Here is a 14,014-nt window from a genome sequence, read left to right on the forward strand (position 1 = left end):
TTGCCATGAACAAGCCAGTCCGGCCGATATCATCGCTGTCGCTGAAGCTGCCGACCGCTGGCGGCGGCCTCGAGACCTATCGCCTGGCGGCGTCGCGGACCTTTCCGGCGAAGCTCGAGGGTACGCTGAACCGCGTGGCGTTCTCGGCGGCGCATGTGGTGGCCGATCCGCGCGCCGACGTCGATCCCTGGCTGGCCGCGGCGATCGACTGGGACAGGACGATCGCGTTTCGTGAGCACGTCTGGGACCTCGGCTTCGGCGTCGCCGAAGCCATGGACACCGCGCAGCGCGGCATGGGGCTGGATTGGCCGACCTCGCTCGAACTGATCCAGCGCTCGGTGAAGGCGGCCAAGGCCAGGGGCAATGCGCTGGTGTTTTCCGGCGCCGGCACCGACCATCTCGCGGTGGAAGATGCCAGGTCGATCGATGATGTGATCCGTGCCTATGAGGAGCAGATCGCGGCAGTGGAGAAGGCCGGTGGCCGCATCATCCTGATGGCCTCGCGCGCATTGGCAAAGCTCGGCAAGAGCGCTGACGACTACGCCAGGGTCTACGACCGCGTGCTGTCGCAGGTTCGTGAGCCCGTGATCATCCATTGGCTCGGCGACATGTTCGATCCGGCGCTATCAGGTTACTGGGGCACGGCCGATCTCGACAAGGCGATGGATACGGCGGTTGCGATCATCAACGCCAATGCGGCCAAGGTCGATGGCGTCAAGGTCTCGCTGCTCGACAAGCAGCGCGAGATCGACATGCGGCGCCGACTCGATCCGCGGGTCAAAATGTACACCGGCGACGACTTCAACTATGCCGAACTGATCGCCGGCGACGACAAGGGATTTTCCCACGCGCTGCTCGGCATTTTCGATGCGATCGCACCGGCGGCGTCCTACGCGCTGTCGCGGCTCGCGGCCGGCGATGAGGCCAGCTTCCACGATGTGCTTGGACCGACGGTGCCGCTGTCGCGCCACATCTTCAAGGCGCCGACGCGCTTCTACAAGACCGGCATCGTGTTCATGGCCTATCTCAACGGGCACCAGGATCATTTTACGATGGTCGGCGGGCAGGAGAGCGCGCGCTCGACCTTGCATCTTGCCGAGCTGTTCCGGCTCGCCGACAAGGCTGGTCTGCTCGCCAATCCGGAGCTCGCGACGCGCCGGATGGCGACGATCCTGGCCACGCGCGGCATCGACGCCTGATGCGCGACTTTTCCAACGACCACCGCTGGCTGTCGCTGAACACGGCGACCGTCCGCAAGCAGGGCGATCTTCTCGCCATCGTCGAGGCCTGCGCGCGCCATGGCATCCGCGCCATCGATCCCTGGCGCGACCAGGTCGCAGCCGTCGGCCTCGATCGCGCCGTCCGTGCGGTCAGGGATGCCGGGCTCGATCTGTCGGGCTATTGCCGCGGCGGCATGTTCACGGCAGATGGCGCGCATCGCAGCGAGGCGCGCGACGACAATCGCCGTGCTGTCGACGAGGCGGCGGCGCTCGGCGCCTCCTGCATCGTGCTGGTGGTCGGCGGCCTGCCGCAATATTCACGGCCGGGCAGCGCGGCGTCGAAGGATATAGCGTTGGCACGATCGCAGGTGCATGACGGCATCGCCGAGATGCTGGACTATGCGAAACAAGCAAAGCTGCCGCTCGCGATCGAGCCGCTGCATCCGGCCTATGCCGCCGACCGCGCCTGCGTGAACACCACAAGGCATGCGCTCGATATCTGCGACGCACTCGATCCCGGCAGAACCGGCGCGATCGGCGTCGCGCTCGACGTCTATCACATCTGGTGGGATCCGGAGTTGATGCGCCAGATCGCGCGCGCCGGCCAGGATCGCCTGCTCGCGTTCCATGTCTGCGACTGGCTGGTGCCGACCAAGGACATCCTCAACGACCGCGGCATGATGGGTGACGGCGTCATCGACATCAGATCGGTGCGCGCCGCCGTCGAGGCGCAGGGCTTTGACGGCTATTCGGAGATTGAGATCTTTTCGAATGACTGGTGGGGCCGTCCGCTGGACGAAGTGCTGCGAACCTGCATCGAGCGGCACCGGACGGTGGTCTAGTACGCCGTCAGGTGGGCACGGCGCTGCATGCTTCCCGCCCCATCAGGACTCCTCGTTGCGGTGCTCGATCTCAAGCGTGACGAGCCGCGCCAGCAGCGTTGCCGGATAGAGCTGGCCGAAGATCGCCTCGAGATTGCACAGGCTCCGCGCGATCGGATGCAACGGAGCGACGTCGCCATAACCTGTCGTCGTGAGCGTGGCGAAGCTGAAATAGAGGACGCGGCTCGCCAATGTCGGGCTGTCTTCCACCTTCATGCCGGGAAATGCGTCGGGCCTCAGCGTGCCGACAAAGGTGTAGAGCGCCGCGAAGATCACGGCGACCGTGAGATAGAGCAGGACCGCGCCGATCACACGGTGATAGGTGACGCGGCCTGGCGCGAACGTCGCGCGCGCCACCGTCACGGTCCATGGTGAGGCCGACGAGCAGCCAGGATGCGGCGAACAGGTTGAGATCGAAAATTGAAGGTGAGCGTAGTCTCAGGATCCCGCCCGTGACGATCATGACGAGCGCGACCAGCATCGTGACGACCGCCAGCGTGCTGCCTGACATCAGGAAGACGCCGCCGACCAGGACCAGCGCGAGCAGGAGCTCAAAAATCTGGAACTCGAACAGCCCCAATGCCTGCAACGGCGCTACCACGAAAATCATGACCAGGAGCAGGACAGTGAGCACCGTCAACAAGGAATCGCCCCAGCGCTCGCGTAGCTCGCCAGTGCTCATCCAGCCGCGCTTCATTCCCGTCCCGTCATTCGGCATTGCATCAGGATGCCGGTACCAGACATTGCTGCGCGCCGGCCGCAAAGGCAAGATGGGGGGCTGGCAATCTGTGGCGCGCCCGGCGATCCGGATCGCCGTCCGGCCGTCTCAGGGGCTCGCGACCCGCTGCAGCGTGTTGAAGCGGGCTTTCTGCTCGCTGCTCAGCATCGCATAGAACTCGTCCAGTGCGGGCTCGATCAGCTTCGCGGCCTTCTGCATGGCTTCGAGCCGGTGCTGCATCGCCTCCAGCCGGCCGACCGGCGTCAGCGGCACGTCGTTCGGGCAGGCCGCCTGCAGGTCCGCTATGGCTCTTGTGGTCGCATCGCTCAGGCGGTCGAGCGCCTCCTTCTGCTTGCCGGCTGGATGAAGCGAGGCCGCGATCCGGTTGATCGGCAGGTGCGCCAGGTCGGATTTCGAATCGCCGCAATTGCCGGCTTGCGCGGTCGCCTCCTGCTGCGGCGAACGCTCGCCGACATGTGGACCGAGCGCATTGAAGCGGGCCTGTTGCTCGTCGCTGAGCGAGCTGTAGAAATTCTCCAGCGCAGGCCGCACGATCTTGATCGCCTCGAGCGTCGCGCTGATGCGGTTTTGCATCGACCGCAAGCGGCCGGTGGGCGTCATGGCATAGCTGTCCGAACAGGAGTCCTTGAAGATATCGGCGGCCTTTGCCGCTGATGTCTTCAACTCGTCGAGCAGGGCGCGCTGCTGCTGGTCCGGCCGTACCGCCCGCGCGATGTCGGCAAGCGGCCAGGCCGTGACGCCCTTGTCCGGTTCGCCGCAGAGCTGCTTGACTGCCTGCGGGCTCGTGTCGGTGCGCTGACGGGACCGATCGCGGCCCGCGGTCGCCGGATAGTCGCCAGGATTGATGCTGGCATAGGCGGAGTAGGGACTGTTGGTGTCCCAGAACACGGTGTCGACGAAGTCGTCATAGGCGTAGGCCCAATAGCCGGGCTCGTAGGCATAGGACCAGAACGTGTAGTCAAAGATGTCCGAATAGGCGTAGGGCCAGAACACCGGCCCAAGCCACGCCACGAAGGCCGCGTGGCTGCCGCGTCGCCAGGCATGTCGGGGCGCCCAGCCGCCTTGGCGCGCCGCAAGCCCTGCCTGGCCTTGCGCGCCTGCCTGCTCGCGGAAGTGCGCGGCAAACCGCTCGCGCTGCGCCGCCTGCGTCGCGGCTGTGGTCGCGACCGCGGCTCCAACCGTTGCTGCCGGCGCCAATCTCTGCTGGCGGGCAACGTCGGCCTGCTGCGTACGCTGCTCGCGCTGCAACAGACGGCTCTGCGCCTGCAGGGCACGGTCATGGACGCGTTGCGCGCGTGCGCCTTGGACCTTTTGCGACTGCAATTGCTGCACGCGTTGCTGCAGGCGATCGATCCGGGTCTGCCGCTCGGTGGTCTGGCGCGAGAGCGCGTCACGCTGCCGCTGCTGCGCCGCCTGCTGGCGTTGCTGGATCATCTGCTGATGCTGCTGCGCGCGCTGTTGAACGCGCTCCGTCGGCGACGGCCGCTCGCTCAAGCGCGAAGGTGGACTCGGGCGTGATGGCGCCGCGATATGCGGAGCCTGGCGCTGCGGTGCTCCTCGACGGAATTCGGGGCGTGGCGTTGCGACACGCGGCGCGGCGATATGGGGGGCCTGGCGCACCGACGGGGCGGCGAAATGCGGGGCCGGGCGCGGCGCCATCGCCGGTCGCTGCGGGGCGTGGAACGCGGGTGCTGCCGGCCGTGCCATCGCGGGTGGCCGAGCCATTGCAGGCGGTCTCGCCATTGCGGGCGGCCTGGCCATTGCGGGAGGGGCGGCGTGTACCATCGGCGCGGCGGGACGCGCCATTGCGGCCGGTGCAGCCGGCCTTGCCGCCGGTGGACCCTTTCCGTGTGGCTGGGCGGACGCGCCGCCGTGCGGCACGAGCATCGAGCTGCCAATCGAAAAGACAACAAACAAAGCGCTGCGGGAAAGCATGAGCTTAGCTCTCCGTTCAACAGTCGCCCGCAGTACTTTAACGCACCGACGTCGGATTCGTTCGTTGTGGCTACGGCCGGCGTTACGGTCTTCCGGCGAGGGGAACCGTCAGGAAACGTCCTGCGTGAGGGTCGCCGCGATCCGCTCCGTCGCCCAGTCGACCTGATCGGCCGTGATCACCAGCGGCGGAGCGATCCGGATGGTGTGCTCATGGGTGTCCTTGGCGAGGATGCCGCGCGCCTGCAGCGCCAGGCAATAGCGACGGGCGCCGCCGGCTTCGGGATGCAGCTCGATCGCCAACATCAGCCCGCGCCCGCGCACCTCGCGGATCACGTTGGCGCGGATGTCCTGCAATCCGGCGAGAAAGCGGGCGCCCTGTTGCGCGGCGTTCTCGATCATTCCCTCGTCGATCAGCACGCGCAGCGCCGCCCGCGCCACCGCGCAGGCCAGCGGATTGCCGCCGAAGGTCGAGCCGTGCTGGCCGGGCCGCAACGTGCCGAGCACGGCGTTGTTGGAAAGCACCGCCGACACCGGATAGAAGCCGCCCGACAGCGCCTTGCCGAGCAGCGTCACGTCGGCCTCGATCCCCTCGTGCTGCTCAGCGAGCAGCTTGCCGGTGCGGCCGAGCCCGGTCTGAATCTCGTCGAGCACAAGCATCACATTATGCGCGGTGCATAGCTCGCGCACGCGGGCGAAATAGCCTGGCGGAGGAATCACGACGCCGGCTTCGCCCTGGATCGGCTCGACCAGGAAGGCCGCGGTGTTCGGCGTGATCGCCTGCTCGAGCGCGGCGGCATCGCCGAACGGGATGATCTTGAAGCCCGGCGCGAACGGGCCGAAATGATCGCGCGAGCCGGGGTCGGTCGAGAAGCCGACGATGCCGAGCGTGCGTCCGTGGAAATTATTGGCGCAGACGATGATCTCGGCCTGCCCGTCCGGCACGCCCTTGACCTCATAGGCCCATTTGCGCACCGACTTGATCGCGCTCTCCACCGCCTCGGCGCCGCTGTTCATCGGCAGCACCTTGTGCGAGCCGGTCAGCTCCGCGAGCTCGCGGTAGAAGGGAGCAAGCTGGTCGTTGTGGAAGGCGCGCGAGGTCAGCGTCAGCCGATGCGCCTGCTCGATCATGGCTGCGAGGATCTTCGGATGACAGTGGCCCTGGCTCACCGCCGAATAGGCGGAGAGGCAGTCGAGATAGCGGTTGCCATCGGTATCCCAGACCCAGACGCCTTCGCCGCGCGACAGCACGACCCCGATCGGCTCATAGTTGTAGGTGCCGAACTGCGCTTCGGTTGCGAGGAAATCAGTGACCGATGCATTCATCATGCGTCACTCCCGCTGCAGCGTACGAGAGACTACATCAAATCGTGCCTGCAGTTGATTTGGGCATCAGTTCCTCCACAGGGAAGTGTGTCGCCAGCCAAATTCGCAGGCGACAATGTGTCGTCTTATGCGCTGATGCTGCAGGGCACGCTGAGGAAGCCGCGGAAGCGCACCCGCCCGCCGCGCACCGGCGCGCCGTCGAGCGCGTAGTTCGGCAAGCGTTTGAGGAACCGCGAGATCGCGATGGCGCCTTCGAGGCGCGCCAGCGCCATGCCGGCGCATTGATGCGCGCCGGTGCCGAAGGCGAGGTGGCGGTTCGGCGTGCGCGCGACGTCGAAAGCTTCGGGGTTGGGGAATTGCGCGGGGTCGCGGTTGGCCGCGCCGATGCAGAGCGTGACCAGCGTGCCCGCCGGCAGCTTGATGCCGCCGAGCTCGGTCTCTTCCACGATCATGCGGTTGCCGAGCTGGTTCGAGCTTTCGTAGCGCAGCATCTCCTCGACCGCGGTCTTGATCAACTCGGGTTGCGCGATCAGCCGTTGCTTCTGATCCGGATTTTGGCTGAGCGTCACCAGCCCGTTGCCGATCAGATTGGTCGTGGTTTCGTGGCCGGCGTTGAGCAGGAAGATGCAGTTGTGCAGCAATTCCTTCGCGGTCAGCCGCTCGCCATTGTCCTCACCCTGGATCAGCCTTGTCAGCACGTCGCGTTCGGGATTGCCCGGCTTCTTGCGGCGGCGTTCAACCAGCGTTTCGAGATAGGCGAGGAAATCCTTCACCGCATTGTTGCCGCGGTCGAACGCCTCCTTGCCGATCACCGGCTCCAGCGCGCCCAGGATCGCCAGCGACCAGTCACGCAGCGGCTCGCGTTCGTCGTGCGGCACGTCGAGCAGATTGCCGATCACCTCGACCGGAATGGCCGAGGCGAAGTCGCCGATCAGCTCGAAGCGGTCGCGGGTCTCGATCCGGTCGAGCAGGCTGTCGACCAGCGCGATCAGGTCAGGCTCCATGCCGGCGATCGCCCGCGGCGACAATGCGCCCATGATCAGCCGCCGCACGCGGGTATGCGCCGGCGGATCGTTGAAGACGAGGCTGGTCGTGTGATGCTCGTAGAGCAGCGAGTTGCCGTATTTCGGCAAGAACTCCTTCTTCTTGTCGGAGGAGAATGCCTTGGTGTTCTTGTAGGCGGCGATGAGGTCGTCGTAGCGGGTGAGAAAATAGCAGCCGTTCGGCAGCCGCTTGACCGGCGCGCTCTCGCGCAACGCGCGATAGGTCGGGTAGGGGTCGGCATAGAACTCCGGCGTCAGCTTCTCGAGGTCGAAGCCGTCAGCCAGCTCGCGCGCGTGTCCGTTCATGGCGCATCCAACCCAATTAGTTTCATTTGCAACTATCGTAAGCCGCGGGCGGCGGCCGCGCAACACAATTTGCTGGGGCCGGGAACAGCGCGGCGGGGCGTCGCGTGGTGCGAGCAAATCGCAGAGCCATATGCGGTTTTGCGCTTTGATGAAGCGCGCGCGCCCCTCTACAGTCGCGATCAAACAACAAGACCGGAAACGCCAATGCATGCCCGTGCCGACACTGCGGCCTCCTGGCCCGAGGAGATCTTCTCGATATTGCAGCGCTTCGAGGTGCGTCAGGTGCCCTACGTGCCCGACGCCGGCCATTCAGAGCTGATCGAGCGGGTGCTGGGGTCGTCCTCGATGCGCGGCATCGCGCTGACCACCGAGGAAGAGGGCGTGGCGCTGCTCGCGGGCGCCTGGGCCGGCGGCCAGCGCGGCGTGCTGCTGATGCAGTCGAGCGGGGTCGGCAATTGCATCAACATGCTGTCGCTGGTGCAGATCTTCCGCCTGCCGTTCCTGACGCTGGTGACGATGCGCGGCGAATGGGGCGAGTTCAATCCCTGGCAGGTGCCGATGGGCTCGAACACGCAAGGGATACTCGAACTGTCCGGGATCAAGGTGCTGCGCGCCTCGCACCCTGAAGAAGTCCGCGAAGTCGTCGAGGCCGGCGCAGCGCAGGCCTTTAACGCCTGCACGCCCACCGCCGTCCTGCTGTCGCAGCGCCTGATCGGGGCAAAGGTCTTCACCAAATGAGCAAAGCCAATCTCCTCGACCGCCGTGCCGTCGTTTCCGAACTGCTGAAAGATCGCAAGGGCGCGTTCGCCGTCGGCGGCCTCGGCGCCTCGACCTATGACATCGCCGCTGCCGGCGACCACGACCGCAACTTTTATCTCTGGGGTGGCATGGGCGGCGCCGTGATGATCGGGCTCGGCCTCGCGCTGGCCCAGCCGACGCTGCCGGTCGTCGTGATCACCGGCGACGGCGAGATGCTGATGGGGATGGGAAGCCTCGCCACCGTCGGCCTGCAGCAGCCGAAAAATCTCTCGATCATCGTGCTGGACAATGAGGCTTACGGCGAGACCGGCGGCCAGGCCAGCCATACCGGCGGAACCGCCGACCTCGTGGGTGTTGCCAAAGCCTGCGGAATCGGGGATAGCCGGGCGATCAGCACGATGGCTGAGGTCGAGGCTTTTGCCTCGTCTTTGCAAGACGTTACGGCGGGGCCGCGGTTCGCCAGCGCGAAGATCGACGGGGCCAATCTGGAGCGCGTGCTGTCCAGCCGCGACGGCACCTACCTCGTGAACCGCATCAGAGGGTCGATCGGCCACACTCCTATTTAAAGTGGCTTTCGCGGTGCAATAGAACCTTGACTTTTGGTAAAGTGAGTGATTACTCACGACCCAAATGTCTACCTTACGCATGACGAGTGACTTGCGGCGTCAGTTGATCCTGAGCGCCGCCAAGCGGTGTTTCGCCCGCAGCGGCTTTGCCGGCACCACGACAAAGAGCGTGGCGGCCGCGGCTGCCATTTCGGAAGGGCTGCTGTTCAAGCACTTCCCGTCCAAGGCGGCGCTCTATGCCGAGATCCTTGCCGAGGAGTGCGAGGCGGATCCCGATCTCGCGCATCTGCTCGGCCAGGAGCCCTCGACCGCGACCCTGGTCGAGCTGGTGCAAGGCATGGTCGATCACTTCATGCAGTTGCGTGATGCGCCGGACCAGGAAGAGACGCAGCGGATGCGGCTGATGGTGACGAGCCATCTCGACGACGGCGAGTTTGCGCGCCTGCTCTATGACAAGGTCGGCAAGCTGATCGGCCCGACCTTCGCCGCCTCGCTCGAGCGGGCGATCGCCGCCGGCGAGGCCACGAAGATCGGCGACGGGCCGCTCAACCTGTTCTGGTTTGCGCACCATACCGTGCTGATGGGTGCGCTGACCCAGCTGCCTGCGACACCATGTCTCCCCTACGGCGATGCCGCTGCGGCCGAGCGGCAGCTTTGCCAATTCATCCTTCGCGGCATCGGACTTACCGAAGCCGCAATTTCAACTCATTTGGGCCGCCAGCCGTCGCCGATCGCAGGACCGTCGGTAACTGCAGAAAGTGCATGACATGAATATTCAGACCGAAAGCCACATCTCGGGGCAACCGATCAAGGAGAAGCAAGCCAAGCGTCCCGTCCGCATGGTGCGCTGGTTCATCATCGTAGGCCTGTTGCTGGCCCTGCTCGTCGGTGCGCTGGTCGGCTTCAACGCCTTCCGCAGCCACATGATCGCGCAGTTCTTTGCCAACAATAAGCCGCCGCCGGCGAACGTGTCGGCCGTCGAGGCGAAGACTGAGGTGATTCCGAACCTGCTGACCGCTGTCGGCGATCTCGTCGCCGTGCACCAGGTCAACGTCACGACCGACGTGCCGGGCCGCATCACCGAGATCCAGTTCACCGCCGGCAGCCACGTAAAGGCCGGTACGCCGCTGGTGCAGTTGTTCGACGCACCGGAGCAGGGCGACCTCGCCAACTACAAGGCGCAGGCGACCGTGGGCGAGCTGCAGCTCGACCGCGCCAAGCAACTCGCGTCGCGCCAGTTCGGTCCGCAGTCGACCGTCGATACGGCGCAGGCGGCTTACGACCAGGCCAAGGCGGGCATTGCCAAGACCGAAGCGCTGATCTCGCAGAAGCTGGTGCGCGCACCGTTCGAAGGCGATCTCGGCGTGCGCCAGGTCGAAGTCGGCCAGTATCTGACGGCCGGCACGCAGATCGTGTCGCTGACCGATCTGTCGGTGCTGTACGCCAACCTGACCGTCACCGAGAAGCAGAGCTCTCAGATCAAGGTCGGCCAGGCCGTACGGGTCTCGGTCGACGCCTATCCGGGCCGCACCTTCGAGGGCAAGATCACGACCATCGAGCCGCAGATCGCGACCGACACCCGCAACATCCGGGTGCAGGCCACGATCCAGAATCCGGACAGCATCCTCAAGCCCGGCATGTTCGCGACCACCACAATCGTGCTGCCCGGGAAGCCGCCGGTCGTGACCATTCCCGAAACCGCGGTCGACTACACGCTGTACGGCGACTCGGTGTTCCTGATCACCGAGAAGAAGGGCGACGACGGCAAGACCACCCTGACCGCGGACCGCACCTTCGTGAAGACCGGCAACCGCGTCGAGGGCCGTGTCGAGATCCTCAAGGGTCTGAAGGCGGGGGACAAGGTCGTCGCAGTCGGCCAGATCAAGCTGCAGTCGGGGATGCCGGTTGCGATCTCGACCGATCCGCCGCCGCCGGTTCCGGCCGAACCGCCGCGCTACTGATCTTCATTCATCGAACTCGGAGGGCCATCGGCCCTCCGCCACATCTTGCCGCAAGCCGGCAGAACACGAATCGAGTTGGCGATGGCCTTCACTGATATTTTCATCAAGCGCCCGGTGCTGTCGGTCGTCGTCAGTCTGCTGATCCTGCTGATCGGCCTGCGCGCGGCGATGGTTTTGCCGATCCGGCAATATCCGAATCTTTCGAACACCGTCGTGACGATCACCACGTCATATCCCGGTGCGTCGCCCGAGCTAATCAACGGCTTCATCACTACGCCGATCGAGCAGGCCGTCGCGTCGGCCGAAGGCGTCGACTACATGACGTCGAACTCGGTGCTCGGCACCTCGACGATTCAGGTCTACGTCAAGCTCAATCACGATCCGAACCAAGCGCTCACCGAGGTGCTCGCCAAGGTCAACTCGGTCAAATACCTGATCCCGAAGGAAGCCTTCGATCCCGTCGTGACCAAGGCGACCGGTGACACCATCGCCGTGATGTATCTCGGCTTCTCCAGCGAGGAGCTGACCGGATCGTCGATCTCCGACTATCTGACCCGCGTCGTGCAGCCGGTGCTCTCGACGGTCGATGGCGTCGCCTCGGCCGACATCCTCGGCGGCCAGACCTTCGCGATGCGCGTCTGGCTCGATCCGACCCGCATGGCCGGACGCGGCGTATCGCCCAACGACGTCGCCGCCGCGATCGCCGCCAACAACTTCCAGGCGGCCGCCGGCCAGACCAAGGGCTTCTTCATCGTCTCCAACGTCTCGGCCAATACCGACCTTCAGAACATCGACCAGTTCAAGCGGATGATCGTGAAGGCGAAGGACGGCGGCTTCGTGCGCATCGAGGACATCGCGACGGTGGAGCTCGCGGCGCAGAGCACGGACGCCAGCGTCGCCTTCAACGGCGAGCATGCGATCTTCATCGGCATCAAGGCGACGCCGCAGGGCAACCCGCTGACCCTGGTGAAGGGCGTGCGCGCGCTGTTCCCCGACCTCGAGCGCAACCTGCCGCCGTCGATGAAGATGAAGGTGGCCTACGATTCCACCAAGTTCATTCAATCGTCGATCGATGAGGTCGAGAAGACGCTCACCGAAGCGGTCCTGATCGTCGTCGTCGTTATCTTCCTGTTCCTGGCCTCGCTGCGGTCGGTGATCATTCCCGTCGTCACCATCCCGCTGTCGCTGATCGGCGTCTGCATCCTGATGCTGGCCGCCGGCTTCAGCTTCAACCTGCTGACGCTGCTGGCGATGGTGCTGGCGATCGGCCTCGTGGTCGACGACGCGATCGTGGTCGTGGAGAACATCCATCGACATCTCGAGGAGGGCCTGCCACCGGTGCAGGCATCGCTAAAGGGTGCCCGCGAGATCGTCGGTCCCGTCATCTCCATGACGATCACGCTGGCGGCGGTGTACGCGCCGATCGGCTTCCTCGGCGGCGTGACCGGCACGCTGTTCCGCGAATTCGCCTTCACGCTGGCGGGCTCGGTGATCGTGTCGGGCGTGATCGCGCTGACGCTGTCGCCGATGATGTGCTCGGTGTTCCTCAAGAGCGCGGAGGAGGGGCGTTTCGCCAAGGTGGTCAATCGCGTGTTCGGCGCGTTGACGCGGGCCTATGGCCGTCAGCTCGACCGTTCGCTCGACTACCGCCCGATCACGGCGCTGTTCGCCGTGACCATCCTCGGTCTGGTCGGCTTCCTCTATATGCACATCCAGAAGGAGCTGGCGCCGCAGGAGGACCAGGGCATCGTGTTTGCGGTGACCAAGGCGCCGAAATACGCCAACATCGACTACATCGATTTCTACGGCGACAAGATGGACAAGGAGTTCCAGAAGTTTCCCGAGACCGATCTGCGGTTCATCCTGAACGGCATCACCGGTCCGCAGGGCGGCTTCGCGGGCATGCTGCTCAAGCCGTGGGATGAGCGCAAGCGCAGCGCGCAGGCGCTGCAGCCGCTGGTTCAGGCCGAGCTGTCCAAGATCGAGGGCATCAGTGCGTTCGCGTTCAGCCTGCCGCCGCTGCCTGGCGGCCCCGGTGGTCTGCCGGTTCAGATGGTGATCTCTTCGACGGCCGGATTCCAGCAGGTGTTCGACCAGATGAGCAAGTTGAAGGATGCGGCGCGCAAGAGCGGCCTGTTCATCGTCACCGACAGCGACCTCGACTTCAACCAACCGGTGGTCCGGGTGAAGGTCGACCGCTCCAAGGCGAGCGACCTCGGCATCACCATGCAGTCGATCGGTGGCGCCCTGGCGACGCTGCTCGGCGGCAACTATGTCAATCGCTTCAATCTGGAAGGACGCTCCTACCAGGTGATTCCGCAGGTGCCGCGCGCCAGCCGGCTCGCGCCTGAGGCGTTCAACGATTACTACGTCCCGACCGCGACCGGGCAGCTGGTGCGGCTGTCCACCGTGGTTTCGGTCGAGACCGGCGTCGATCCGAACGCGCTGACCCACTACAACCAGCTCAACTCGTCGACCTTCCAGGCGGTGCCGATGCCCGGCGTCTCGATGGGCCAGGCGGTGGAGTTCCTGCAGGGTGAAGCCAAGAAGCTGCCGTCCGGCTTCAGCTACGACTTCCTGGCCGACTCCCGGCAATACGTCCACGAAGGCAACCAGCTGCTGGTCACCTTCGCGTTCGCCATCATCATCATCTTCCTGGTGCTGGCGGCGCAGTTCGAGAGCCTGCGCGATCCGTTCGTGATCATGATCTCGGTGCCGATGGCGATCGTCGGCGCCCTCATCCCGCTGTTCTTCGGCGTCGCCACCATGAACATCTACACCCAGGTGGGCCTGCTGACGCTGGTCGGATTGATCACCAAGCACGGCATCCTGATGGTGGAGTTCGCCAACGAGTTGCAGCTCAACGAGGGACTGGACCGCCGCGCGGCGATCGAGATGGCCGCCCGGATCCGCCTGCGTCCGATCCTGATGACGACGGCGGCCATGGTCACCGGCCTGCTGCCGCTGCTCACGGCCTCGGGCGCCGGCGCTGCCAGCCGCTTCTCGATCGGGCTTGTGGTCGTCGCCGGTATGACGATCGGCACGCTGTTCACGCTGTTCGTGCTGCCAATGGTCTACACGGTGATCGCGACCGACCACCAGGCCGCTGCCCATTCCGATCGCGCCAAGCAGATCGCCGACTACGAGCTCGACCGTCGCGGCGGCGCGCTGAAACCGACCTGAGCCCTCCAAGCTCATGCTCGCAGGGAAGGCGGCACTGGCGAAAGCCACTGCCGCCTTTTCTTTGTCTCGTGATAGCCTTTGCCGACGGCGGGCAGAAA

12 protein-coding genes are annotated in these 14,014 nt (G+C 65.3%); 8 read left to right on the top strand and 4 right to left on the bottom strand.

Going from position 1 to position 14,014, the window contains the following annotated elements; translation table 11 throughout:
• Positions 1 to 5: 5 nt before the first annotated feature.
• Both ACVMB1_RS04930 and ACVMB1_RS04935 read left to right on the top strand, forming a co-directional pair.
• Positions 6 to 1,199 carry a dihydrodipicolinate synthase family protein gene (locus ACVMB1_RS04930; RefSeq protein ID WP_456814124.1) on the top strand — a complete coding sequence of 398 codons (1,194 nt, stop codon included), beginning with the start codon at positions 6 to 8 and terminating at the stop codon, positions 1,197 to 1,199.
• The gene (locus tag ACVMB1_RS04935; protein ID WP_057017598.1) at positions 1,199 to 2,062 is read left to right on the top strand and encodes a sugar phosphate isomerase/epimerase family protein; all 864 of its coding nucleotides are present in this window, start codon (positions 1,199 to 1,201) and stop codon (positions 2,060 to 2,062) included. Before ACVMB1_RS04930 ends, ACVMB1_RS04935 begins: the two co-directional genes overlap by 1 nt.
• Positions 2,063 to 2,104: 42 nt before the next feature.
• Here ACVMB1_RS04935 and ACVMB1_RS04940 read toward each other — a convergent pair whose 3' ends face one another.
• The gene (locus ACVMB1_RS04940) at positions 2,105 to 2,458 is read right to left on the bottom strand and encodes a potassium channel family protein (protein WP_456848310.1); all 354 of its coding nucleotides are present in this window, start codon (positions 2,456 to 2,458) and stop codon (positions 2,105 to 2,107) included.
• A 469-nt stretch (positions 2,459 to 2,927) separates the two neighbouring features.
• Positions 2,928 to 3,851 (bottom strand): Spy/CpxP family protein refolding chaperone, encoded by a 924-nt coding sequence (locus tag ACVMB1_RS04945; RefSeq protein WP_456814125.1) that lies wholly within the window; start codon positions 3,849 to 3,851, stop codon positions 2,928 to 2,930.
• 51 nt (positions 3,852 to 3,902) lie between these two features.
• Between ACVMB1_RS04945 and ACVMB1_RS04950 the strand changes: the two genes are divergently transcribed.
• Positions 3,903 to 4,358, top strand: coding sequence for a hypothetical protein (locus tag ACVMB1_RS04950; RefSeq protein WP_245311495.1), 456 nt, complete (start codon positions 3,903 to 3,905; stop codon positions 4,356 to 4,358).
• Between the two features lie 525 nt (positions 4,359 to 4,883).
• Here ACVMB1_RS04950 and rocD read toward each other — a convergent pair.
• Positions 4,884 to 6,098, bottom strand: a complete 1,215-nt coding sequence (rocD, locus tag ACVMB1_RS04955) for an ornithine--oxo-acid transaminase (RefSeq protein WP_057017655.1) — start codon at positions 6,096 to 6,098, stop codon at positions 4,884 to 4,886.
• A gap of 125 nt (positions 6,099 to 6,223) precedes the next feature.
• Positions 6,224 to 7,447, bottom strand: a complete 1,224-nt coding sequence (locus ACVMB1_RS04960) for a cytochrome P450 (RefSeq protein ID WP_253609676.1) — start codon at positions 7,445 to 7,447, stop codon at positions 6,224 to 6,226.
• A gap of 204 nt (positions 7,448 to 7,651) precedes the next feature.
• On the opposite strand from ACVMB1_RS04960, the gene ACVMB1_RS04965 reads away from it, so the two are divergent.
• From ACVMB1_RS04965 to ACVMB1_RS04985, 5 genes are all read left to right on the top strand, one after another.
• A complete protein-coding gene (locus ACVMB1_RS04965) occupies positions 7,652 to 8,185 on the top strand; it encodes a thiamine pyrophosphate-binding protein (RefSeq protein WP_057017601.1) in 534 nt (177 codons plus the stop codon).
• On the top strand, positions 8,182 to 8,772 hold the full coding sequence (locus ACVMB1_RS04970) for a thiamine pyrophosphate-dependent enzyme (RefSeq protein WP_028338816.1): 591 nt from the start codon (positions 8,182 to 8,184) through the stop codon (positions 8,770 to 8,772). Before ACVMB1_RS04965 ends, ACVMB1_RS04970 begins: the two co-directional genes overlap by 4 nt.
• Before the next feature lie 64 nt (positions 8,773 to 8,836).
• A complete protein-coding gene (locus tag ACVMB1_RS04975) occupies positions 8,837 to 9,538 on the top strand; it encodes a TetR/AcrR family transcriptional regulator (protein ID WP_456848312.1) in 702 nt (233 codons plus the stop codon).
• Position 9,539: 1 nt separating this feature from the next.
• The gene (locus ACVMB1_RS04980) at positions 9,540 to 10,733 is read left to right on the top strand and encodes an efflux RND transporter periplasmic adaptor subunit (RefSeq protein ID WP_076827115.1); all 1,194 of its coding nucleotides are present in this window, start codon (positions 9,540 to 9,542) and stop codon (positions 10,731 to 10,733) included.
• An 81-nt stretch (positions 10,734 to 10,814) separates the two neighbouring features.
• Positions 10,815 to 13,916, top strand: a complete 3,102-nt coding sequence (locus ACVMB1_RS04985; RefSeq protein WP_253609674.1) for a multidrug efflux RND transporter permease subunit — start codon at positions 10,815 to 10,817, stop codon at positions 13,914 to 13,916.
• The last annotated feature ends 98 nt before the right edge of the window (positions 13,917 to 14,014 follow it).

It is taken from the genome of Bradyrhizobium sp. USDA 4504 (assembly GCF_054063995.1).